This is a genomic window from Arthrobacter sp. JUb115 (assembly GCF_004365035.1).
In the GTDB taxonomy this organism is placed as follows: domain Bacteria; phylum Actinomycetota; class Actinomycetes; order Actinomycetales; family Micrococcaceae; genus Glutamicibacter.
Genome location: NZ_SOBS01000001.1, coordinates 1 through 21704, shown reverse-complemented (window position 1 = coordinate 21704; position 21704 = coordinate 1). Strand labels below are relative to the sequence as shown.

Genomic DNA, 21704 nt, shown 5'->3' with positions numbered 1-21704 from the left:
CTCAGGCTTGTTGGTCAGCCGGTTGCTCGGCTTTGGTCTCGGGTTCGATGTTCCAGCGTACCGCCGGATTACCGCGCCAGTAGGTATTTGCCGGAAGCACCTCGCCGCGCAGCACCAGGCTGGCTGGCCCGGTGGTGGTGCCTTCGGAGATCCGCGCGGCGGGCAGGATGACGCTGTGCGGGCCGAGCGTTGCCCCGGCGCCCAGGGACACCGCGTCGATGGACATGATCCGGTCGTGGAACAGGTGGGTTTGCAGGACACTGCCGCGGTTCACCGTGGCGTGGTCTTCCAATGTCACCAGGTCCGCTTCCGGGAACCAGTAGCTCTCGCACCACACGCCATGGCCGATCTTTGCCCCCTGCGCGCGCAGGAACCAGACCAAGGCCGGGGTGCCCGAAGCCAAGCGGGCGAACCATTGGGCGCAGACCAGCTCGGTGAAGGAATCCACCATTTCGGTGCGCCATATGAAGGAACTCCACAATGCGTGCTCGCCCGGGCGGATCACGCCAACCACCAGCCACTTGGCGGCGACCGCCACCAGGGCGGCGACTGCTCCGGCCAGGACCAGCACCGCGCCGGAAAGCAGGATCGCGACCAGCGGGTTGAAGTAGGCGGTCAAGGCGGACAGCGCCCAAAGCACGCCGCCGGCAATTCCGACCGTGGTGAACACCGCGAGGCCACGGGTCAGCTCCCACCCCGCCCGCATCGCCTTGAGCTTCAGGGTTGGGCGGTAGGTCAGATCCGATTCGCCTTCCACGGTGGTGCGGCGCAGCTTGTGCGGGGGCGAGCCGATCCACGAGGTGCCGGCCTTCATCTTCTTCGGCGTGGCCGACAGCACCGCGATCAGCGAGCGCTTGGGCACCCGGCGCCCGGCATGCAGGATGCCGGAGTTGCCCAGGAAGGCCTTCTTGCCCACGCGAACCGGGGCAATGTGCATCCAGCCGCCACCGAGCTCATAGGAAGCAACCATGGTGTCATCGGCCAGGAACGCACCCGAGGAAATGGTGGTCATCTTCGGAATCAGCAGCACCGTGGAGATCTCCACATCGCGGCCCACCTTGGCACCGAGCAGGCGCAGCCAGATCGGGGTGAACAGCGAGGCATAGAGCGGGAAGAGCAGGTCGCGGGCGGTATCCAAGACGCGTTCGGTAGCCCAGGCCTGCCAGCCAACGCGGGAAGTGACCGGATGCCACCCCTCTGCCAGGCCGATGGAAAGCAGCCGGACAATGGCGATGGTCAGCACCATGGTGGCCAGGAACCACACGGTGGCGCCCAGCAGCACGGCCGGAATGAACCGCCAGCCGATCCCGGCCAGCGATTGCGCGCTGCCAAGTACCGGGGCAATGGCCAGCAACGCGGCGATCACCGGAAGCCACTGTGCGAGGTTCAACGCCATGGAACCGATGCCGCCCAGGATACGGGGCAGCGCCTTGTGCTCCGGTTCCTGCGTTGGCCACTTCGGCTTGGCCTTGCCTTCGCGCTGCGCCGGCGAACCGGCATAGCGGGAATGGCTGCGGGCCTGGCCGTAGACCGCGGATCCGGCTTCAACGATGGTGTGCGCACCGATGGCTGCCCCGGGGGCCAAGGTGCTGCGGGCGCCGATGGAGGCGTGGGCGCCGATCTCAATGGTGCCCACGTGCAGCTTGTCCCCGTCGATCCAGTAGCCCGAGATATCCACCTCGGGCTCGATGGAGGCTCCGGGGCCGACTCGCAGCATGCCGGTGACCGGTGGCAGGGTGTGCATGGTCGCGGTGCGGTCGATCTGCGCACCGAGCATCCGCGCATACCAAGGCAGCAGCGGAGCGGACGCCAAGGACACCGGATCGACCACGTCGGCGATGTGCTGGGCCACCCAGAGGCGCAGGTGCACCGAACCCGAGCGGGGGTAGGTCCCCGGCTTCAAGCCGCGGAGCAAGAGCTTCGTGGCCGCGATGGACAGGCCCATGCGCCCTACCGGGGTCACGAAGACCAGCCAGAGGCCGGCAAGCACGTACCACGGGGTCGGCAGGTGCGCCTCGAAAACACCGAGGAACACCAGCAACAGGTGTCCGAGCATGAGGTACGTGAACCAGCGCAGGCCCGAGAGGATGAACAGCGGCACGGCGGCCAGGGACTGCGCCCATTGGGTTCCCCGCTGGGTGCGCTTGACCGTGCGCGGCTGCGCCGGCGTCACGGATTGCTGCTGGCCGCCGAGGTATTCGAGCAGTGCGCCAAAACGCGGGTAGTCGTAGAGCTGCGCGACGGTCAGGTCCGGGTAGCGGGCACGCAGTGCCGAAACCAGCTGGGCCGCGGCCAGCGACCCGCCACCGGAAGCGAAGAAATCGGCGTCCAGGCCGGCGGCCGAAGCACCCAGCGCGCCGCGCCAAGCTTCGGCAAGAAACTGCCCGGTCTCATCGAGTTCGGGCAGGCCGGAGCCCTCGGCAGCCAGTTCGGCGCCCGGCAACGGCCACGGCAGCGCATTGCGGTCCACCTTGCCGCTGGTCTTCATCGGCAGGCTGCCCATCACCGTCAGGATCGGCACCATCGGCGCTGGCAGGTCGGCAAGCAAGCGGGTGCGCGCTGCACCCAGATCGTAGTTTTCCGCTGCCTGCAGGTAGCCGACCAGGACCTTGTTGCCGGTGGCGGTCTCGCGTACCGCTACCGCGGCGGAAGAAACTTCGGGAAGGGAGTTGAGCGCGGCGTCGATTTCGCCCAGCTCGATACGCCGTCCGCCGATCTTCACCTGGTCATCCACGCGGCCGATGAAGATCAGGCCCAGCGGGTCATTGATGACCATATCGCCCGAGCGGTAGGCGCGCTCCCAGCCCAAGGTGGGCATCGGCGCGTACTTCTCGGCGTCCTTTTCCGGATCCAGGTAGCGGGCCAGTCCCACGCCGCCGATGATCAGCTCCCCGGATTCGCCCTCGGCGACCGGGATCCCCTCGGTATCAACCACCGCCAGATCCCAACCGTCCAGCGGCAGGCCGATGCGCACCGGCACGCTGCCGTCCATGGTGGCGCCGCAAGCTACCACGGTCGCTTCGGTCGGTCCGTAGGTGTTCCAGACTTCGCGGCCTTCGGTGGCTAGCCGCCCGGCCAGTTCCGGCGGGCAGGCCTCGCCGCCGAAAATCAGCAGGCGCACCGAGTCCAGGGCCTGCGCCGGCCACAGCGCCGCCAGGGTGGGCACGGTGGAAACGGCGGTAATGGAACGGGAAATCAGCCACGGGCCCAGGTCCATGCCGCTGCGCACCAGGGCGCGCGGGGCCGGGACCAGGCAGGAGCCGTTGCGCCAGGCGATCCACATTTCCTCGCAGGAGGCATCGAAGGCGACCGACAGTCCGGCGAGTACCCGGTCGGTGGTGTTCAGCGGATCGCCGGGCAGGAACATCTTCGCTTCGGCATCCACGAAGGCAGCTGCCGAACGGTGGGTGACCGCGACGCCCTTGGGCTTGCCGGTGGAACCGGAAGTGAAGATGATCCATGCGTCATCTTCCAGTCCAGGCATTCGCGGGTTCGCAAAGGGCTTGGGGCGCTGGCTATCGGCCACGACGGTATCGCGTCCCTTGATGATGCCCGCGACTTCGGCCTCGGTGAACACGGTCTTGGCGCGCTCGTCGGGGTCATCGGCATCGACCGGGACATAGGCGGCCCCAACCCACATGATCGCGAGGATCCATTCATACAGGTGCCGGGTGCCCGATTCAACGCGCACGCCGATGCGGTCGCCGGCGCCCAGGCCCTGGGCATGCAGCCGCCGGGCCTTGTTCTTGACCTCCTCGAGCAGCTCCGCGTAGCTCTCTACGCGTTCGCCGTCGTCAATGGCCGGCGCATCGGGATGAGCCTGGGCGGTGGCCTGCAGGATGTCCATGAGGGTGCGCGCAGCCGGCGCCAGGGTTCCGGAGGGGAACTGGGGTGGATGGATTGGTGCATCCGGCGCTGGAGTTCGTTCGTTGTCCATGCTGATCGGATCCGTCCCTTCACTAAGAGTGCAAGATGGGTCGCTGGGGGAGAGCGTCCCAGAAGTGAAGTGGATCCTGGAGGGGTGGAACGCAAGGGTTCCAGTCACCATTAAAGCGTGTTACGGGTTAAGAGCGGAAAAATTTGATTGAAGTGTCATGCATCTCTCAACTGTTGCGGACCGGCGGCAGCAACGAGCGCGCGGTGAATGCCGGCATGCCCAGCCTGCGGATGCCCGGCCATCGCTAGGGAACCAGGATGACCTTGCCGGTGGTGGCGCGCGATTCCAGCGCGGCATGGGCCGCGGCGGCTTCGGCCAGCGGGAACTCGGCGCCGATGCGCACATCGATGTCCCCGGTGGCGACCCAGCCGAAGATATCGCCGAAGCGCCAGTGCAGCTCCTGCTCGGTGGCCAGGAAGTCATCGAGCTTCGGCCGGGTCACGCTCAGCGAACCGCCGGCGTTCAGCCGCTGCAGGTTGAAGTCCGGGACCTGGCCGCTGGCCCCGCCGAAGAGCACCAGGGTGCCGCGCCGGCGCAGGGCTGCCAGCGAGGTCTCGAAGGTGTCCTTGCCGATGCCGTCGTAGACCGCGTGCACGCCCGCGCCGCCGGTGACCTGCGCGACGGTGTCCGCCACCTGGTCGTAATCCACCACGTAGTCGGCTCCGGCCGCCTTGGCCAGGTCCTTCTTTTCCTGCGTGGAGGCGGTGGTGATCACGGTGGCGCCCTTGAGCTTGAGCAGCTGGGTGAGGATCAGGCCCACGCCGCCAGCGCCCGCGTAGGTCAAGACGGTATCGCCGGAGCGCACCATGTAGCTCGAATGCACCAGGTAGTGCGCGGTCATGCCCTGCAGCGGCAGCGCGGCGGCGATGTTAAGGTTCACCGCATCGGGCACCTTGCCCGCGCGCTTGGCTTCCACCAGCGCGTGCTGGGCGTAGCCCCGGGAGCCGGAGGCGGTGGCCACCCGGTCGCCCACCTGGTAATTCTGCACGCCCTCGCCGATCTGCTCCACCACGCCGGAGAATTCGCTGCCCGGGGTGAAGGGGTAGTCCACCGTGTACACGCCGCTGCGCTGGTAGGTTTCGATGAAGTTCACGCCGGTGGCCGCGACCTTCACCAGCAGCTGGCCCGGGCCCGGGGCAGGGACCGGGATCTGATCCGGGACCAGCCCGCTGGCATCGGTCGGTTCGTGAACCACAATGGCTTGCTGCTGCATAGTGCCGCGCTCCTTAAGCTGCGTGTTTCGATCCCGGCACGCGATGCCGGGACGGTCTCTAGGGCCAGTTTAGGACTTCGGAGCGCTGCGCGGGCACCGTGGGGCGGATGTCGGGTTACGTGACGAAGAATTTTATGAATATTTATTAGCCTGCATGAATATTTCGCGGTAGAATCAGGTCATGACGATTTCAGTAGCTGTTTCCGGCGCCAGTGGATACGCCGGTGGCGAGGTCCTGCGCATCCTCGCGGCCCACCCAGAAGTAGAGATTGGCGCGATCACCGCGCATTCGCAGGCCGGGCAGCGGCTCGGCTCGATCGCCCCGCACCTGCATGCGCTCGCCGATCGCGTCCTGCTGGACACCACCGTGGAAAACCTCGCCGGGCACGACGTCGTGTTCCTGGCCCTGCCGCACGGCGCATCGGCCGCCGTGGCCGCGGCGCTGCCCGAATCCACCCTGGTCATCGACGCCGGCGCGGACCACCGGCTGGAATCCGCCGAGGCCTGGGAGAAATTCTACGGTTCGGCGCATGCCGGCTCCTGGCCCTATGGCCTGCCCGAACTTCCCGGTGCGCGCGAAAAGCTGGTGGGCACCAAGCGCGTGGCCGTCCCGGGCTGCTACCCGACCGGCGCGCAGCTGGCCCTGGCTCCGGGCTTCGCCGCTGGCCTGCTGGAAGCCGACGACGTGGTTATCGTCTCCGCCTCGGGCACCTCGGGCGCCGGCAAGTCGCTGAAGCCCAACCTGCTGGGCAGCGAAACCATGGGCTCGATGAGCACCTACGGGGTGGGCGGGTCCCACCGCCACATCCCGGAAATGGAGCAGGGCTTCTCCCAGCTCGCCGGCGAACCGGTCACCGTCTCCTTCACACCCACCCTGGCCCCGATGCCGCGCGGCATCCTGACCACCGCCACCGCCAAGGCCAAGCCCGAGGTGAGCGAAGCGCAGCTGCGCGAAGCCTGGTCCGCGGCCTATGCCGACGAGCTCTTCGTGCACCTGCTGCCCGAGGGCCAATGGCCGACCACCGGGGCGGTGCAGGGATCGAACCACGTCCAGCTGCAGCTGGCCTTCGACACCCACGCCAACCGCGTGATCGTCACCGCCGCACTGGATAATCTCACCAAGGGCACCGCAGGTGCCGCGGTCCAGTCGATGAACATCGCACTGGGACTGGAAGAAAATACCGGATTGCTCATGCAAGGAGTTGCACCGTGAGCCTCGCGCACACCAACACCCACCCATCCGCTGCCGCCACCGGGGTCACCGCACCGGCGGGCTTCGCCGCCGCCGGCGTCCCGGCAGGCCTGAAGTCCACCGGCAAGAACGACGTGGTCGTGGTCAAGAACCTCGGCCCGCAGTTCACCGCCGCCGGCGTATTCACCTCCAACCGCGTGGCCGCCGCCCCGGTGCACTGGTCCAAGCAGGTGCTGGCCGACGGCCGCATCGACGCCGTGGTGCTCAACTCCGGCGGGGCCAACGCCTGCACCGGCGCCGAAGGCTTCGCGAACACCCACAAGACCGCCGAATACGCCGCGCAGCTGCTCTCGGTTTCCGCCGGCGACGTGGCCGTGGCGTCCACCGGGCTGATCGGGATGCAGCTGCCCATGGACAAGCTGCTGCCCGGGGTCCAGGCTGCCGCCGGGGCGCTGGCCGACGACCAGAACGCGGCCGATGCGGCCGCCGCGGGCATCATGACCACCGACACCGTGCCGAAGCTGGTCTCCCGTATCGTCGGGGCACCGGGCTCCGGCCAGGTCATCATCGGCGGCATGGCCAAGGGCGCGGGCATGCTCGCCCCGGCGCTGGCCACCATGCTGGTGGTGCTCACCACCGATGCGGTGCTGACCTCCGCACAGGCCGATGCCGCGTTGCGCGCCGCCACCGCGATGAGCTTCGACCGCGCGGACTCCGATGGCTGCATGTCCACCAACGACACCGTGCTGCTGCTGGCCTCCGGCGCCTCGGGCGCCGCCCCGGACCTGGCCGAGTTCACCGCGGCGCTGACCGACGCCTGCTGCGAGCTGGCCGCGAAGCTGATCGAGGACGCCGAGGGCGCGCAGCACACCATCGCGATCCGCACCTTCAACGCCGCTACCGAGGCCGACGCCCTGGAAGTATCCAAGGCCGTCTCGCGCTCCAATCTGGTCAAGACCGCGGTCTTCGGCAAGGATCCGAACTGGGGCCGGGTGCTCTCCGAGGTCGGCACCACCAAGGCCGCGTTCGAACCCGATGAGCTGAACGTGTCGATCAACTCCGTGATGGTCTGCAAGAACGGCGGGGTGGGCGAGGACCGCAGCCTGGTTTCGCTCGAAGAACGCAACGTGTTGATCGAGATCGACCTGAACGCGGGCACCGAGGAAGCCACCGTGCTGACCAACGACCTGACCCACGACTACGTCCACGAGAACTCCGCCTACTCCAGCTAGGCAGAAACTAGGAACACTCCCATGGCCCACACCGCCCGCACCAACCTGGGCATCGCCCAGTCCAAGGCCGAAGCGCTCATCGAGGCGCTGCCCTGGATCCAGCGCTTCGCCGGGACCACGATGGTCATCAAATACGGTGGCAACGCGATGGTCAACGACGATCTGCGCCGCGCCTTCGCCGAGGACATCGTGTTCCTGCGCCACGCCGGGATCAACCCGGTGGTGGTGCACGGCGGGGGACCGCAGATCAACAGGATGCTCGACACCCTCGGGATCGAATCCGAATTCCGCGGCGGGCTGCGGGTGACCACCCCCGAAGCCATGGACGTGGTGCGGATGGTGCTCACCGGCCAGGTGCAGCGCGACCTGGTCGGCCTGATCAACTCGCACGGACCCTACTCGGTGGGCATGTCCGGCGAGGACGGCGCCACCTTGCAGGCAGTGCGCACCGGCACGGTCGTGGACGGCCTGCCCGTGGACCTGGGGCTGGTCGGCGAGGTCACCACCGTGCGCACCGACCAGGTGGACTCGCTGGTGGATGCCGGGATGATCCCGGTCATCTCCACCGTCGCCCCGGAATTCGACGAATCCGGCGAGCCCACCGGAGCGGTGCTGAACGTCAACGCGGATACCGCCGCGGCCGCGCTGGCCACCGCGCTGGGCGCCGCCAAGCTGGTGATCCTCACCGACGTGGAGGGCCTGTACGCCGCCTGGCCGGACAAGTCCTCGCTGATCAGCTCGATCACCAACGACGAGCTGCGCACCATGCTGCCGTCGCTGGAATCGGGCATGATCCCGAAAATGGGCGCCTGCCTCAAAGCCGTCGACGGGGGCGTGGGCCAGGCCCACATCGTCGATGGCCGCGCCCCGCACTCGATGCTGCTGGAAATCTTCACCACCGCCGGCGTGGGCACCCAGGTGCTCCCGGCCACCGCACAAAAGAAGGACGCCAAGTGAGCGAGCACGCCGCTGAAACCACCTCCTCCGCCCTGGCTGGAACCGCTGAAGCTGCCGGGCTGGCGCAGCTGTCCTCGGCCGCCCTGGCCGAACGCTACTCCAGCTCCCTGCTCGGCGTCTTCGGCACCCCGCAGCGCGTGCTGGTGCGCGGGGCCGGCTGCCATGTCTGGGACGCCGATGGCCACCAGTACCTGGATCTGCTCGGCGGCATCGCGGTCAACACCCTGGGCCACGGGCACCCGCTGCTGGCTTCCGTGATCAGCAGCCAGCTGTCCACCCTGGGCCATGTCTCGAACTTCTTCACTTCCCCCAGCCAGATCGCGCTGGCCGAGAAGCTGCTGGACATCTCCGCCGCCCCGGCCGGCTCCAAGGTCTTCTTCGCCAACTCCGGCACCGAAGCCAATGAGGCCGCGCTGAAGCTGACCCGGCGCAACGCCGGCACGCCGCAGGCCCCGCGCACCAAGGTGATCGCCCTGGAGCATTCCTTCCACGGCCGCACCCTGGGCGCGCTGTCGCTGACCTACAAGGAAAAGTACCGCGCGCCCTTCGCCCCGCTGCCCGAAAACGTCAGCTGGATCCCGGCCGGGGACATCGACGCGCTGCGTGCCGCGGTGGACGAAACCGTCGCGGCGGTCTTCATCGAGCCGATCCAGGGCGAAGCCGGCGTGAAGATGCTCTCCGCGCAGTACCTGCAGGCCGCCCGCGACATCACCCGCGAAGCCGGCGCCCTGCTGGTCTTCGACGAGGTGCAGACCGGCATGGGCCGCACCGGGGCGTTCTTCGCCTCGGCCCCGGTGATCCCGGACCTGATGACCCTGGCCAAGGGCCTGGGCGGAGGCTTCCCGATCGGCGCGATGATCGTGTTCGGCGAGCAGAACACCGCCTGGCTGGCCCCGGGCGACCACGGCACCACCTTCGGCGGCAACCCGGTGGCCTGCGCCGCCGGCCTGGCCGTCATCCACACCATCGAATCCCAGAACCTGCTGGCCCATGTGCGCGCCACCGGCGATTGGCTGCGCGAGCAGCTGGCAGGCGTCGAGGGCATTGCCGCCGTGCGCGGCGCCGGGCTGCTCACCGCCTTCGAACTGGCCGCCGCCAACGCGCCGAAGCTGGTCGCCGCGGCGCTGGATGCCGGATTCATCGTGAACGCCACCGACGAGAAGACCATCCGCCTGGCCCCGCCGCTGGTGATCACCACCGAGCAGCTGGGCACCCTGATCGCGGCCCTGCCGCAGCTGATCAGCGCCGCCAGCTAGCGGCCGGCAGCAACTTCGCGACCACCCCCTGCGACAGCAAAGGACTAACACCATGAGCGCAACCCGCCACTTCCTGACCGACCTGGATTTCACCCCCGACGAGCAGTCCAAGGTGCTGGACCTGGCCGCGGCGATGAAGGCCGACAAGTACGGCTACCAGCCGTTCGCCGGCCCGCAGAGCGTCGCGGTCTTCTTCGACAAGACCTCCACCCGCACCCGCGTGTCCTTCCACGCCGGCATCGCCGAACTCGGCGGCTCGCCGCTGATCATCAACTCCGCCGATTCGCAGCTGGGCCACAAGGAGTCCATCGCCGATTCCGCCAAGGTGCTCGAGCGCATGGTCTCCACCATCGTGTGGCGCACCTTCGCCCAGTCCGGCCTGGAAGAAATGGCCGCGAACTCTTCGGTTCCGGTGATCAACGCGCTATCCGACGACTACCACCCCTGCCAGCTGATCGCCGACCTGCTCACCGTGCGCGAGCACAAGGGCAAGACCGCCGGGCTGACCATGGCCTACCTGGGCGACGCGGCCAACAACATGGCCAACTCCTACCTGCTGGCCGGGGTCACCGCCGGCATGCACGTGCGCATCGCCGGCCCCGAGGGCTACCTGCCCGAAGCCCGCATCATCGAGGCCGCGCAGCAGCGTGCCGCGCTGACCGGGGGATCGGCCACGATCACCACCGATGCCGCCGCCGCGCTGCAAGACGCCGACGTGGTCGTCACCGACACCTGGGTGTCCATGGGCCAGGAAGCCGAGAAGGCCGAACGCCAGCAGCTGTTCACCGGCTACTCGGTGACCGCCGAAGCCATGAAGCTGGCCAAGGACGACGCGATCGTGCTGCATTGCCTGCCGGCCTACCGCGGCTACGAGATCGACGCCGAGGTGATCGATGGCCCGCAGTCGGTCGTGTTCGACGAGGCCGAGAACCGCGTGCACGCGCAGAAGGCCGTGATGGCCTGGCTGATGGTCGCCTCCGGCCTGGCCGAAGATCCACGAGTGGAGCTCTAGGATGTCCGCCCAGCCAAGCACCAAAACCGCCCGCCAGGCCCGCATCCGCGCGTTCCTGGGCAACAACTCGGTCAAGTCCCAGGCCGAGCTGCTCGGCCTGCTCAAAGACGACGGGCTGGAAGTCACCCAGGCCACGCTCTCGCGCGACCTGGTGGAAATCGGAGCGGTGCGCATCCGCGACAACTCCGGGCAGCTGATCTACGCGGTGCGCCAGGAAGGCGGGGACCGTTCCCCGAAGACCGCGATCACCCAGGAAGTGCTCGACGCGCGCCTGGCCAAGATCTGCGCCGAGCAGCTGGTCACCGCCGAGGCCTCCGGGAATATCGTGGTGCTGCGCACCCCGCCGGGCGCGGCGAACCTGCTGGCCCTGGCCATCGACCACTCGCAGATGCCCTCGATCCTGGGCTGCATCGCGGGGGATGACACCATCATGGTCACCACCCGCGCGGCCGACGGTGGCGCCGAAGTGGCCGCCCGCTTCCTGCAGCTGGCCGAGCCGCGCTGACCGGCGCCGCCAGTCCATCGGGCGCTTGCCGCCGCGAACTTCTCCACAGTCCGCGGCGGCTTTGCCATGCCGGTCGAGATGGCGCCCGATGATCGGGGCATGGAACCACTTCAGAGCGCCAGCGCCACGAGCACCGCGGGACCCGCACTGGCCGCCAGCCTGGGGACCGTGGCGCAGCAGCTGGCCAGCGGCACCCCGCTGGACGCCGCCAGCTTGCTGCGCGCCGAAGCCGCGTGCCTGTTGCTGTTCCAGAACCTCTGCGCCCAGGCCTCGGGCTGCGCCGATCCGCGCCTCGCGCTAGCCCACGCCCACTTCGCCGAAGCCTTCAGCCGGCAAGCCGCCCGCACCGTCGTGATGGCGGCTAGCCAGGTGGAGACCAGCGCCGCCCACGCCCTGGACCTCGCCGAATTCGACCACCTGCGCGCGGGCACCACCGATTTCAGCGCCCCTGCGCAATTCGCGCCCGGCCGCACCCTCTACCTCGATGCGGCCACCGTCCTGTCCCAGATGCTGGATGTGAATTATTTCGAGGCCGACCGCCGCGTCAAGGATGCCCATCTGGTCCACGCCCGCAAGGATATCGCCGGCGCTGCCTGCGCCCCGCGTTTCACCCTGCTCGCAGAACACTTCGCCGGCACCCCCGCCCCAGGCACGCCAGTCGCAGATCCGTCCACGGGGGCCTTGCTGTCGCCGGCCGGCTGGGCTTTGCCTGGCCTGCACAGCACGCCGGATCCCCGCGAGGTGCTGAAAATCGCCCGCGCGCTGGACAAGTTCGAACCCGAGGACACCACCTTCGACGGCCTGCCCACCACGGCCACTGCCAAGGCCGCCGACGGCACCTTGCTGGAGGAGCATGCCGCCGCGCATCTGAGGGAAGACCAGATCCGCATCCGGCAGAAGCGCATCAATGGCTTGATCAAGGAGTACAAGGACGCGCACGACCAGGCTACGACCCCGAAGCTGGGCCTCTTCCGCAGCAAGGTGGTCAACGGGGTCCATGAATTCATCGTCCGTGTCCGGGAGATCGACGCGGAACTCTGGGAATCGCTGATCACGCAGGCCGACAACAAGCGCACCAAGGCCGGCGCCGCCGCCCGCCAGGCCGCAGGCGCCGCCAGCGACAGCCCTTCCGGCGATGAGCACGGCGATACCGCAGAGCCGTCTTCCAGCGGACACCCCGGCCCGGAGCCCGACCCCGTCCCGGAATCCGACGGCGGCGAGCAAGCGCCTGATGGCAAGGCCGGGTGGGAAGAACCCGCTGAGCACCTCTGGAACAGCGACCAACCTGCTCCGGACTGGGCGGGCGTTGGCCTGCCAGCTCCTGCGGATGATGCCGCGCCAGATCCCGACCCGCCGAACCCGCCGGGCACACCACTGCCGGGCTTGCCGGCAACTTGTTCGGTGCCCGAACGCCGGCTCAATGCGCTGAACGCAATCCTGCGCAATATCGGCCCCGACAGCCAGGGCAAGCGCATCACCCCCGAAATCGTGGTGCACGCGCGCTTCGAGGATCTCCAGGATCTCGCATCGCTCACCGGCATCAGCGCGCACGGCGTGCAAATTTCCGCGCCCCAGTTGCGCACCATGCTGTGCGAAGCCAAGGTGATCAGCCCGATCTACAACGCCGACGGGGTGGTCACGGATATCGGCCGCGACGCCCGGCTCTTCCCGCGCTGGATGAAACTTGCCGCCCGCGATCGGGACGGCGGCTGCCTGGTCCCAGGCTGCGCGGCAGACCCGGCGCTGATCGAATTCCACCACTTCAAACCGTGGGCCAAGGGCGGCCATACCCGACTCCAGGACTGCTGCCCGCTCTGCGCACTGCACCACACCATGGTCCACAGCGGCTACCTGAAACTGGTCAAGATCAAGGGCCTGCCCCATGTCATCCTGCCCAAGCATCTGGATCCGCAGCAGCTGCCGCGGCGCAACACCTATTTCGCCCGCACCTAGCTGCCCGACCTCGCAAAACTGCCGCGCCCTCGACTGGGAGTGCGCGGCAGAGTTCGTGCGTTAATGCCATTCGGATCCGGTCAGGCGGCAATATCCTCCACTGCATCCAGCGAGAAGGCCCGCTCGAAGGCGGCCTGGACCTCATCGGTATGCGCAACCAGGATGATCCTGTGGATCGGCGAAATATGCTTATTGGTCTCGATCCACCGGCTGATCGCTGCATGGGCGATGCTGGCAACCTGCTCAGGATCCCACCCGAACGCCCCTGCGCCAATCGCCGGGAACGCGACCGAGTGGGCCTCGTGGCGGGCCGCGACATACAGGGAGTTCACGAAGCAGTCGTCGAGGATCTTGGGGTTCGGCTTGATCAGCGCCAAGTTGGGGGCCGCGGTGTGGACGACCCACTTGGCATGCAGGTTGCCGGCCTTGGTGACGACGGCAATGCCCGAAGGAATCCCGTCGGGGTAGCGGTTGGCCCGAATTTCCCGGCAGGCGGCCAGCAGGCTGGGACCAGCAGCTGCATGGATCGCGCCGTCGACGCCGCCTCCACCGAGCAGCGAAGGATTGGCCGCATTGACGATGGCATCAACATGAAGGGTGGTGATATCACCCCGGTACAGCTGGATTTCCATTGGGTACCTCCGAAGAACGTTCCGTATCGGCTCTATGATCACACCATACGCCCGGGCGCTGAGTACTGGAAGAGGCAAAACTTAAGGTTTCCTGCGTGTTCCGGAGCCTGGCCAGGCCCCGCAGAGCAGGCCGCAGTGATAAGCATGTGATGCATGAATCGGCACACCGTTGCATAAATATGAGTTACATTGCATAAAGCTTTGCTAGAGTAGGGTGCAACGTCAATTTTCTCCGGCAGAAAGGAACGGGCCATGGCCTCGTCAACAAATGAAGGATCGCTCTGGGGCGGTCGCTTCTCCGGCGGCCCAGCGGATGCAATGGCAGCGCTGAGCAAGTCCACCCACTTCGACTGGCGCCTGGCCAGCTACGATATTGCCGGATCCCGTGCCCATGCCAAGGTGCTGAACCGCGCGGGCCTGCTCACCGATGCCGAGCTGGCAGACATGATCGCCGCCCTGGACCAGCTCGAAGCCGACGTCATCTCCGAGGCCTATGTCGCAGCGCCAACCGACGAAGACGTCCACGGCTCGCTGGAACGCGGCCTGCTGGAGCGCGCCGGCACCGCCCTGGGCGGCAAGCTGCGCGCCGGCCGGTCGCGCAATGACCAGATCGCCACCCTGGGCCGGATGTTCCTGCGCGACCACGCGCGGATCATCGCCCGCGGCGTGATCGACACCCTTGACGCCATGGTCGAGCAGGCCAAGGCGCACCCCTATGCGCCGATGCCCGGGCGCACCCACCTGCAGCATGCCCAGCCGATCCTGCTCTCGCACCTGCTGCTGGCCTACTCCTGGCCGCTGCTGCGCGATGTGCAGCGCCTGGTCGACTGGGACAAGCGTGCCGCCGTGTCGCCCTATGGTTCCGGTGCGCTGGCCGGCCAGACCCTGGGCCTGGATCCGAACTTCGTCGCCGCCGAGCTGGGCTTCGACTCGGCCGTGCACAACTCGATCGACGGCACCGCCGCCCGCGACGTGTTCGCCGAATTCTCCTGGATCGCGGCCATGATCGGCGTGGACCTCTCGCGCGTCTCGGAGGAGGTCATCCTCTGGGCCACCAAGGAATTCAGCTTCGTGAAGCTGCACGACTCCTTCTCCACCGGCTCCTCGATCATGCCGCAGAAGAAGAACCCCGATATCGCCGAGCTGGCCCGCGGCAAGGCAGGGCGCCTGATCGGCGACCTGACCGGCCTGCTGGCTACCCTCAAGGCCCTGCCCCTGGCCTACAACCGCGACCTGCAGGAAGACAAGGAACCGGTATTCGACGCCGCGGACACCCTGGAAATCCTGCTGCCGGCGGTCGCCGGAATGATGGGCACCTTGACCTTCAATACCGAGCGCATGGCGGATCTGGCCCCGCAGGGCTTCGCCTTGGCGACCGACATCGCCGAATGGCTGGTCCGCCAGGGCGTGCCGTTCCGCGATGCCCACGAGCTCTCCGGCGCTGCGGTGCAGCTGGCCGAATCGCGCGGCGTGGAACTGTGGGACTTGACCGACGAGGAATACGCCGGCATCTCCGAGCACCTGACCCCGGCGGTGCGCGAGGTGCTCTCCACCGAGGGTTCGCTGAACGCCCGCAACGGCCAGGGCGGCACCGCCCCGAGCGCGGTCGCAGCGCAGCTCGCCGAGTTCGAGCGACAGCTCGACCAGATCAAGGCCTGGGCCAAGTAGCACCGGGCAGGGCCAAGCGGCCGCCGCGCGGGAAGAATCCTGCCCGGCGGCCGCTTGCGCGTTAACCACGGCTTCGAGCCCTTGCGCATTTGCGCCCGGTTCGCGCTAAAGTGTGATTCATGACTCGACTCCTGGCCCCTGCCGAACTCATCGCGCAGGTCACCACCGCATTGGATGAACTTTCCGTACAGGTGCGGGAGGTTCCCGACACCCAGTACAGCAAGCCCAGTTCGCTGCCGGGCTGGAGCACCGCCCAGCTGATCGCGCATCTGGCCTCCTTCGCGAAGGCCGCCGTGCGCCAGTTCGAGAACGCCGGAGCCCAGCGGCCGCCGCTGATGTACGACGGGGGCGCCGAGGGCCGGATCGAGGCGATCAACATGACCGCGCTGATGCGCCCGGAGTCCCTGCGCGCCTTGGCCGCCGACGCGTTGGCCCAGTTGCGCGCCACCCTGCCTGGTGCCGAAGCCACGTGGGAGCAGCCGGTGGGGTACCGCCCGGGGGCCAAGGCCGCGGACCTGATGTACGCGACCTGGCGAGAGATGCTGATCCACGCCACCGACCTGGACGAATTCCTGCGCCCGGCCGCCAGCTGGCCGCCGGCATTCAGCGCGCATCTGTTCCGGGCGCTCGAAGCCCGCGTTCCGGAAGGAACCCGTCTGGTGCTGCAGCCGCATGGCAAACCCCGGATGGTGCTCGGGGACGGGGCGAAATCGTGGGTGCTCTCGGGCGCCGATTTCGACTTGGCCGCATGGATGGCCGGACGCCCTGCGGCCGGGCCGGTGCAGGTTACCGCGGCCGCCGACGGGGCCGCGGACCCGCAGCTGCTGCCCTGGCCCAGCGATCGCTTGATGAACCGCTAGCCTGGATGGTTAACCGCCGTACCGCATGGACACCGCCCAAAATGTGCTCATGATTATGCACGATCGTGCGGCGTGCGGCGCGCGGAGGGACTAAAATTACTAGGCGTGACTACTTCTGAGAGCATTAGCGACCTGCTGGATCGACTGTGCGAGATCGTGCCCGACTACCCGCAGCCAGGGATCTCCTTCAAGGACCTCACCCCGGTCTTCGCCGACCCGACCGGCCTGCGCCGCATGGTCGACGAGCTGATCGCCCCCTTCGAGGGGCAGTTCGACATCGTCGCGGGCCTCGAAGCCCGCGGTTTCGTGCTGGCGGCGGCCGCCGCCTACGCCTCGGGGAAGGGCATGCTGACCATCCGCAAGGCCGGCAAGCTGCCGCGCGAGGTCTACCGCGACGAGTACACCTTGGAATACGGCACCAGTTGCCTGGAGGTGCACAAGGACGAGATCGCCCCGGGCACCCGCGTGCTGATTCTCGACGACGTGCTGGCCACCGGCGGCACCGTGGGTTCAGCGGTCCGCCTGCTGGAGCAGACCGGTGCCAGGATCGCCGGCGTCGGCGTCGTGCTGGAACTCGATGGCCTCGAAGGACGGGCCAAGCTGCCGGGGCACAAGGTGCTCTCCTTGCAGGTCGTCCACTCCTGAGCCGGGCAGCGCGGTGCCGAAGCGGCAGCCGGGAAGCGGCGCGCAGGTAACAAACCGCCACGCTTCCACGCCGCTGGCGAACAGCCCGGCAGCGGGCCCGGCCAGCGCTTGGCACCGGTGCGCGCGATTACCTGCGCCGGGCCAAAGGCGCGTATCATTATCTGTCCTGTGTTTTTACGTGGGAACCGTTTTACGTAGGGCCCTGTGCTTTGCGCAGGGGCACATTTTGAGCGCGAGGGGAAACTGGGTTGACCGATACGATCGAGGCCGATCTGTTAGCTGAATCCGACTATGTGGGCCGCCTGTACGCGCGGCTGGACGAGTTGCGCGCCGAAAAGGTGGAGCAGCTTGAGCGCACCCGGGCCCAGGGGGCGGTGGGCACCTTCCAGAACATGTCCGAACGCGACTCTTTCGCCACCCTCTACGAGGACCGGATTGCCCAGCTCGACGCCGTCGAGGACCGCCTGGTCTTCGGCCGCCTGGATATGGCAGCCAACGGCCAGGGGCAGGAAGCCGGCAACGGCTCATCCTCCGGCACTCCTCGCTACATCGGCCGCATCGGCCTGTCCGACGAGGACCTGAACCGGCTGATGATCGACTGGCGCGCCAGCGAAGCGGCCCCCTTCTACCAGGCGACCGCGCTGAATCCGCGCGGGGTGCGCCGCCGCCGCCACCTGATGCTCAAGGGCCGGACCGTGGCCGGCATCGAGGACGACGTGCTCGACGAGACCTGGCTGGATGAGGGGCACACCCACCACGGCGAGGGCGCGCTGATGGCCGCTTTGCGCGAGAAGCGCACCGGCCGCATGGGCGATATCGTCGGCACCATCCAGGCCGAGCAGGATGCGATCATCCGCGCGCAGCTGCCCGGCGCCGTCGTGGTCCAGGGCGGTCCGGGCACCGGCAAGACCGCCGTCGCCCTGCACCGCGCGGCGTTCCTGCTCTACGAGTACCGCGAACGGCTGAAGAACGCCGGGGTGCTGATCGTCGGCCCGTCCACTTCCTTCATGCGCTACATCGAGCGCGTACTGCCCTCGCTGGGCGAGACCGGCGTGGTCATGTCCTCGGTGGGCGAGCTCTACCACGGCATCCACGCCGTGCCGGAAACCAACCGCACCGTCGCCCGGCTCAAGGGCCAGCTGTCCATGGCCAGGGTGATCGCCACTGCGGTGCGCAACCGCCAGCGGCTGATTCCGGAAACCCGCACCCTGGTGGTGGAGGGAACCCGCCTGACCCTGACCCCGAAAATGGTCAAGAACGCGCGCGAACGCGCCCGCCACACCCACAAGCCCTACAACGAGGCGCGCGAAACCTTCGTCAAGGTGCTGGTGGGGGACCTGGCCGAACAGCTGCGCCGCAAGCTGGAGGAATCGGCCGGGCAGTCCTCGACCACCGACCGTTCCTACCTGCCCCAGGAAGTGCGCGAATCGCACGATGTGCGCGTGGCGCTGAACCTGTGCTGGATGCCGATGACCCCGCAGCAGCTGGTGGCAGAGTTGTTCGCCACCCCGCACCTTTTGGCCGCCGCGGCCCCGCACCTGAAGGAAACGGACCGCGACGCCCTGTACCGCCGGGCCGGCTCGCCGTTCACCGAGGCCGATGTGCCGCTGCTCGATGAGGCATCCGGGCTGCTCGGCGAGTTCGCCGACCCGCTGGCCGGCACGCACACCGCCCAGTACGAGGCCGACGTGGAAAATGCCAAGGCCGCGCTGCGCAATATGCACACCATGCTGGAAAACGCCGGCATCGACGGTGTGGTCACCGCGGAGCAGGTGGCCGGAGTGAACCAGGAAACTGCGGCCCGGCTCACGGCCGCCGAACGCGCCGTCGCCGATCGCACCTGGGCCTACGGGCACATCGTGGTCGACGAGGCGCAGGAGCTTTCGCCGATGCAGTGGCGCCTGCTGGTTCGCCGCTGCCCGATGAAGTCCTTCACCATCGTGGGCGACATCGCCCAGACCTCGGCCGCCTCGGGCGCCAGCAGCTGGTCCCAGGCCCTGGAGCCGTTCTTCGGTGAGCGCTTCGAGCTCGAAGAGCTGACCGTCAACTACCGCACACCGGCGCAGATCGCCGACGCGGCGGTGCGCGTGGCCCAGGCCGCCGGCCTGCGGATCACCACCCCGCAGGCGGTCCGCGAAGGCGACTGGCCACCGGTGCTGACCAAAACCACCGAGGCCGAAGTCCAGGATGCGGTCCTGGCCGCGCTGGGCGAGGAGCTGGAGTACTCGGCCGGGGGACTGCAGGCGATCATCGTGCCTCAGCAGGATCTGGCCCGCATCCGCGCGGCGGTCCAGGACGTGCATGGCGACCGCGTTGGCGCCGGTTCGGGCGGATTGAGCCAGGACATCGTGGTGATCACCGCGCGCGAGTCCAAGGGCCTGGAATTCGACGGCGTGCTGATCCTGGAACCGGCCGAGCTGGTCGACGAGGTGGACGGCGGCGTGGGCGATTTGTATGTGGCGATGACCCGTACCACCCAGCGCCTGCGCGTGGTCCACACCCGCGAACTGCCTGAAGGCCTGGAAAGCTAGCAGCGCACCGCGGGGTCGGCTATGTGACCAAGGGGCGGGCCGGGGAAGTGGCACGAGCCTGCCACCAAGCGATAACCTTAAACCCATGCGCCGGGAAGGCAACCCCAACTCCCGGTGCGATCACAGGTGCACGCAAGCAGCAACGCGGGCACTCGGGGCAGAACGAAGACAGAAAATGGTCACAGTGAGCATGTCTGATACGAAGCAGAATCCCGTGATTGCGGGACAGAGCAACGACGCATCTTTCGAGAACGTCTGGCAGGAACTCAAGTGGCGCGGCCTGGTGCACGTGTCCACCGACGAAACCGAGCTGGAACGAGCCCTGTCCGAAGAGTCTGTGACCTACTATTGCGGGTTCGATCCGACTGCGCCGTCCCTGCATCTGGGCAACCTGGTGCAGTTGCTGAATATGCGCCGCCTGCAGCTGGCCGGCCACAAGCCGCTGGCCCTGGTTGGCGGTTCCACCGGCCTGATCGGCGACCCGCGCCAAACTGCGGAGCGCACCTTGAACACCAGGGAGACGGTGACCGAGTGGGTCGCCAAGCTCCAGGCGCAGGTTTCCCGCTTCCTCTCCGATGAGGGCGAGAACGCGGTGCAGCTGGTCAACAACCTGGACTGGACGCAGCAGCTGTCGGCCTTGGACTTCTTGCGCGATGTGGGCAAGTACTTCCGTGTGGGCACGATGATCAAGAAGGAGATCGTCGCCGCGCGACTGAACTCCGACGAGGGCATCAGCTACACCGAGTTCTCCTACCAGGTGCTGCAGGGCTACGACTTCCTGGAGCTGAACCGCCAGTACGGCTGCACCCTGCAGACCGGCGGCTCGGACCAGTGGGGCAACCTGACCAGCGGCACCGACCTGATCCGCAAGGTCCAGGGCAACTCGGTGCACGCCTACGGCACCCCGCTGATCACCAACTCCGACGGCACCAAGTTCGGCAAGTCCGAGGGCAACGCCATCTGGCTGGATGCCGAAATGTGCAGCCCGTACACCTTCTACCAGTTCTGGCTGAACACCTCCGACGCGGATGTGATCGACCGCTTGAAGGTATTCACCTTCCTGACCCGCGAGCAGATCGCGGAACTGGCAACCGAAGTTGCAGAGCGCCCGTTCAAGCGCGTCGCCCAGCGCACCTTGGCCTGGGAAGTCACTTCCCTGGTTCACGGTGTGCAGGCTACCGAGCAGGTGATCGCCGCTTCGGCTGCGGTCTTCGGCAATGGCGATCTGGGCGCGATTGATCTTCCTACCTTGGAATCGGTTATCGCGGAGCTGCCTTCGGCGAAGGTTGCTGCGGACGATCTGGGCATTTTGAATGTCCTGGTTGCCTCGGGCCTGAGCAAGTCATTGTCCGAAGCACGCCGTACGGTCACTGAAGGTGGCGCCTACGTCAATAACGGCAAGGTTGGCGGCATCGAAACTGAACTGGCCGAGGCGGACTTCCTGCATGGCCGCTACGCGATCGTGCGCCGCGGCAAGAAGAACATGGCAGTGGCTGAACTGGCCAAGTAGGGCCCAGTAACTACCGCACTACACGAAACCGCCGGAAAAGCTTGTGAACCAAGACACTTTTCCGGCGGTTTTGTTGTACCTAATTATGATAATCCCTAGTCAAGGTAGGATTAGTGGCTGAAATTCGACCCGTAGGCCGATTTTGCGTCGTGGCTGAACCCGTGTAGAGTTTTATCTCGCGCCGCTGATCCGGACAGCCTGAAAGGGTGAAACGGAAACGGCGGGGTGAACAAGACTGAAACGTCGAGTTGACAACAGTCAACTTGGTGGTAGGCTTGTAAAGTTGCTCCGGAGCGAAGCAGTCATCGATGGATTGGTGGTTGTGGTGTCGAGAGTGTTTGTTGTTTGAGAACTCAATAGTGTGCCAAGTTTGTTGATACCGAATATTTTTATTTGGTGAATACATAACATTTGCTTGAGGCATTGCACCCCCGTGCAGTGTTCTTGAGTGTTTTATTATTCGCCAGGACTTCATTGGCTTCGCCCTTATTTTCCAAGGGGTTGCCGGTGGCTTTTTATTTTTTTATGGAGAGTTTGATCCTGGCTCAGGATGAACGCTGGCGGCGTGCTTAACACATGCAAGTCGAACGATGAAGCCCAG

Annotated in this window: 15 protein-coding genes and 1 rRNA gene; 13 read left to right on the top strand and 3 right to left on the bottom strand. The window is 67.1% G+C overall.

Going from position 1 to position 21704, the window contains the following annotated elements:
• Window position 1: 1 nt before the first annotated feature.
• Together EDF61_RS00080 and EDF61_RS00075 are read right to left on the bottom strand one after the other, a co-directional pair.
• Window positions 2–3937 carry a Pls/PosA family non-ribosomal peptide synthetase gene (locus tag EDF61_RS00080; protein ID WP_133832937.1) on the bottom strand — a complete coding sequence of 1312 codons (3936 nt, stop codon included), beginning with the start codon at window positions 3935–3937 and terminating at the stop codon, window positions 2–4.
• Window positions 3938–4181: 244 nt separating this feature from the next.
• A complete protein-coding gene (locus tag EDF61_RS00075; RefSeq protein ID WP_208294208.1) occupies window positions 4182–5150 on the bottom strand; it encodes a quinone oxidoreductase family protein in 969 nt (322 codons plus the stop codon).
• Between the two features lie 181 nt (window positions 5151–5331).
• Here EDF61_RS00075 and argC point away from each other — a divergent pair, with 181 nt between their 5' ends.
• The 7 genes from argC (at window position 5332) to EDF61_RS00040 (ending at window position 13257) form a co-directional block, all read left to right on the top strand.
• Complete coding sequence (argC, locus tag EDF61_RS00070; RefSeq protein WP_133832936.1) at window positions 5332–6363, top strand: N-acetyl-gamma-glutamyl-phosphate reductase; 1032 nt, start codon at window positions 5332–5334, stop codon at window positions 6361–6363.
• Window positions 6360–7574: a bifunctional glutamate N-acetyltransferase/amino-acid acetyltransferase ArgJ gene (gene argJ / locus EDF61_RS00065; protein ID WP_105658133.1), complete on the top strand. Its 1215-nt coding sequence runs from the start codon at window positions 6360–6362 to the stop codon at window positions 7572–7574. The genes argC and argJ overlap by 4 nt, the downstream gene beginning before the upstream one ends.
• A gap of 21 nt (window positions 7575–7595) precedes the next feature.
• On the top strand, window positions 7596–8531 hold the full coding sequence (gene argB, locus EDF61_RS00060) for an acetylglutamate kinase (RefSeq protein WP_105658132.1): 936 nt from the start codon (window positions 7596–7598) through the stop codon (window positions 8529–8531).
• Window positions 8528–9787 (top strand): acetylornithine transaminase, encoded by a 1260-nt coding sequence (locus tag EDF61_RS00055; protein ID WP_208294207.1) that lies wholly within the window; start codon window positions 8528–8530, stop codon window positions 9785–9787. Before argB ends, EDF61_RS00055 begins: the two co-directional genes overlap by 4 nt.
• 52 nt (window positions 9788–9839) lie before the next feature.
• Complete coding sequence (gene argF, locus EDF61_RS00050; RefSeq protein WP_105658130.1) at window positions 9840–10799, top strand: ornithine carbamoyltransferase; 960 nt, start codon at window positions 9840–9842, stop codon at window positions 10797–10799.
• A 1-nt stretch (window position 10800) separates the two neighbouring features.
• Window positions 10801–11304 carry an arginine repressor gene (locus EDF61_RS00045; RefSeq protein WP_105658129.1) on the top strand — a complete coding sequence of 168 codons (504 nt, stop codon included), beginning with the start codon at window positions 10801–10803 and terminating at the stop codon, window positions 11302–11304.
• A gap of 99 nt (window positions 11305–11403) precedes the next feature.
• The gene (locus EDF61_RS00040; protein ID WP_133832935.1) at window positions 11404–13257 is read left to right on the top strand and encodes an HNH endonuclease signature motif containing protein; all 1854 of its coding nucleotides are present in this window, start codon (window positions 11404–11406) and stop codon (window positions 13255–13257) included.
• Window positions 13258–13337: 80 nt separating this feature from the next.
• Here EDF61_RS00040 and EDF61_RS00035 read toward each other — a convergent pair whose 3' ends face one another.
• Window positions 13338–13889, bottom strand: coding sequence for a macro domain-containing protein (locus EDF61_RS00035; protein WP_105658127.1), 552 nt, complete (start codon window positions 13887–13889; stop codon window positions 13338–13340).
• A 252-nt stretch (window positions 13890–14141) separates the two neighbouring features.
• On the opposite strand from EDF61_RS00035, the gene argH reads away from it, so the two are divergent.
• The 6 genes from argH to EDF61_RS00005 form a co-directional block, all read left to right on the top strand.
• On the top strand, window positions 14142–15557 hold the full coding sequence (gene argH, locus EDF61_RS00030; protein ID WP_105658126.1) for an argininosuccinate lyase: 1416 nt from the start codon (window positions 14142–14144) through the stop codon (window positions 15555–15557).
• A gap of 119 nt (window positions 15558–15676) precedes the next feature.
• Complete coding sequence (locus tag EDF61_RS00025) at window positions 15677–16417, top strand: maleylpyruvate isomerase family mycothiol-dependent enzyme (RefSeq protein ID WP_105658125.1); 741 nt, start codon at window positions 15677–15679, stop codon at window positions 16415–16417.
• 105 nt (window positions 16418–16522) lie between these two features.
• Entirely contained in the window at window positions 16523–17062 is a 540-nt protein-coding gene (locus EDF61_RS00020; RefSeq protein WP_105658124.1) for an adenine phosphoribosyltransferase, read from the top strand.
• Between the two features lie 248 nt (window positions 17063–17310).
• Complete coding sequence (locus tag EDF61_RS00015) at window positions 17311–19593, top strand: HelD family protein (RefSeq protein WP_105658123.1); 2283 nt, start codon at window positions 17311–17313, stop codon at window positions 19591–19593.
• 190 nt (window positions 19594–19783) lie between these two features.
• Entirely contained in the window at window positions 19784–21103 is a 1320-nt protein-coding gene (tyrS, locus tag EDF61_RS00010) for a tyrosine--tRNA ligase (protein ID WP_105658122.1), read from the top strand.
• Between the two features lie 522 nt (window positions 21104–21625).
• Window positions 21626–21704 (top strand): 16S ribosomal RNA (locus EDF61_RS00005); the annotation flags it as partial.

What these genes read in the sequence shown, in the direction of transcription:
- EDF61_RS00080 (WP_133832937.1), bottom strand. Translation starts at nt 3,937, where the DNA reads ATGGACAACGAACGAACTCCAGCGCCGGATGCACCAATCCATCCACCC.
- EDF61_RS00075 (WP_208294208.1), bottom strand. Translation starts at nt 5,150, where the DNA reads ATGCAGCAGCAAGCCATTGTGGTTCACGAACCGACCGATGCCAGCGGG.
- argC (WP_133832936.1), top strand. Translation starts at nt 5,332, where the DNA reads ATGACGATTTCAGTAGCTGTTTCCGGCGCCAGTGGATACGCCGGTGGC.
- argB (WP_105658132.1), top strand. Translation starts at nt 7,596, where the DNA reads ATGGCCCACACCGCCCGCACCAACCTGGGCATCGCCCAGTCCAAGGCC.
- argF (WP_105658130.1), top strand. Translation starts at nt 9,840, where the DNA reads ATGAGCGCAACCCGCCACTTCCTGACCGACCTGGATTTCACCCCCGAC.
- EDF61_RS00045 (WP_105658129.1), top strand. Translation starts at nt 10,801, where the DNA reads ATGTCCGCCCAGCCAAGCACCAAAACCGCCCGCCAGGCCCGCATCCGC.
- EDF61_RS00040 (WP_133832935.1), top strand. Translation starts at nt 11,404, where the DNA reads ATGGAACCACTTCAGAGCGCCAGCGCCACGAGCACCGCGGGACCCGCA.
- EDF61_RS00035 (WP_105658127.1), bottom strand. Translation starts at nt 13,889, where the DNA reads ATGGAAATCCAGCTGTACCGGGGTGATATCACCACCCTTCATGTTGAT.
- argH (WP_105658126.1), top strand. Translation starts at nt 14,142, where the DNA reads ATGGCCTCGTCAACAAATGAAGGATCGCTCTGGGGCGGTCGCTTCTCC.
- EDF61_RS00025 (WP_105658125.1), top strand. Translation starts at nt 15,677, where the DNA reads ATGACTCGACTCCTGGCCCCTGCCGAACTCATCGCGCAGGTCACCACC.
- tyrS (WP_105658122.1), top strand. Translation starts at nt 19,784, where the DNA reads ATGTCTGATACGAAGCAGAATCCCGTGATTGCGGGACAGAGCAACGAC.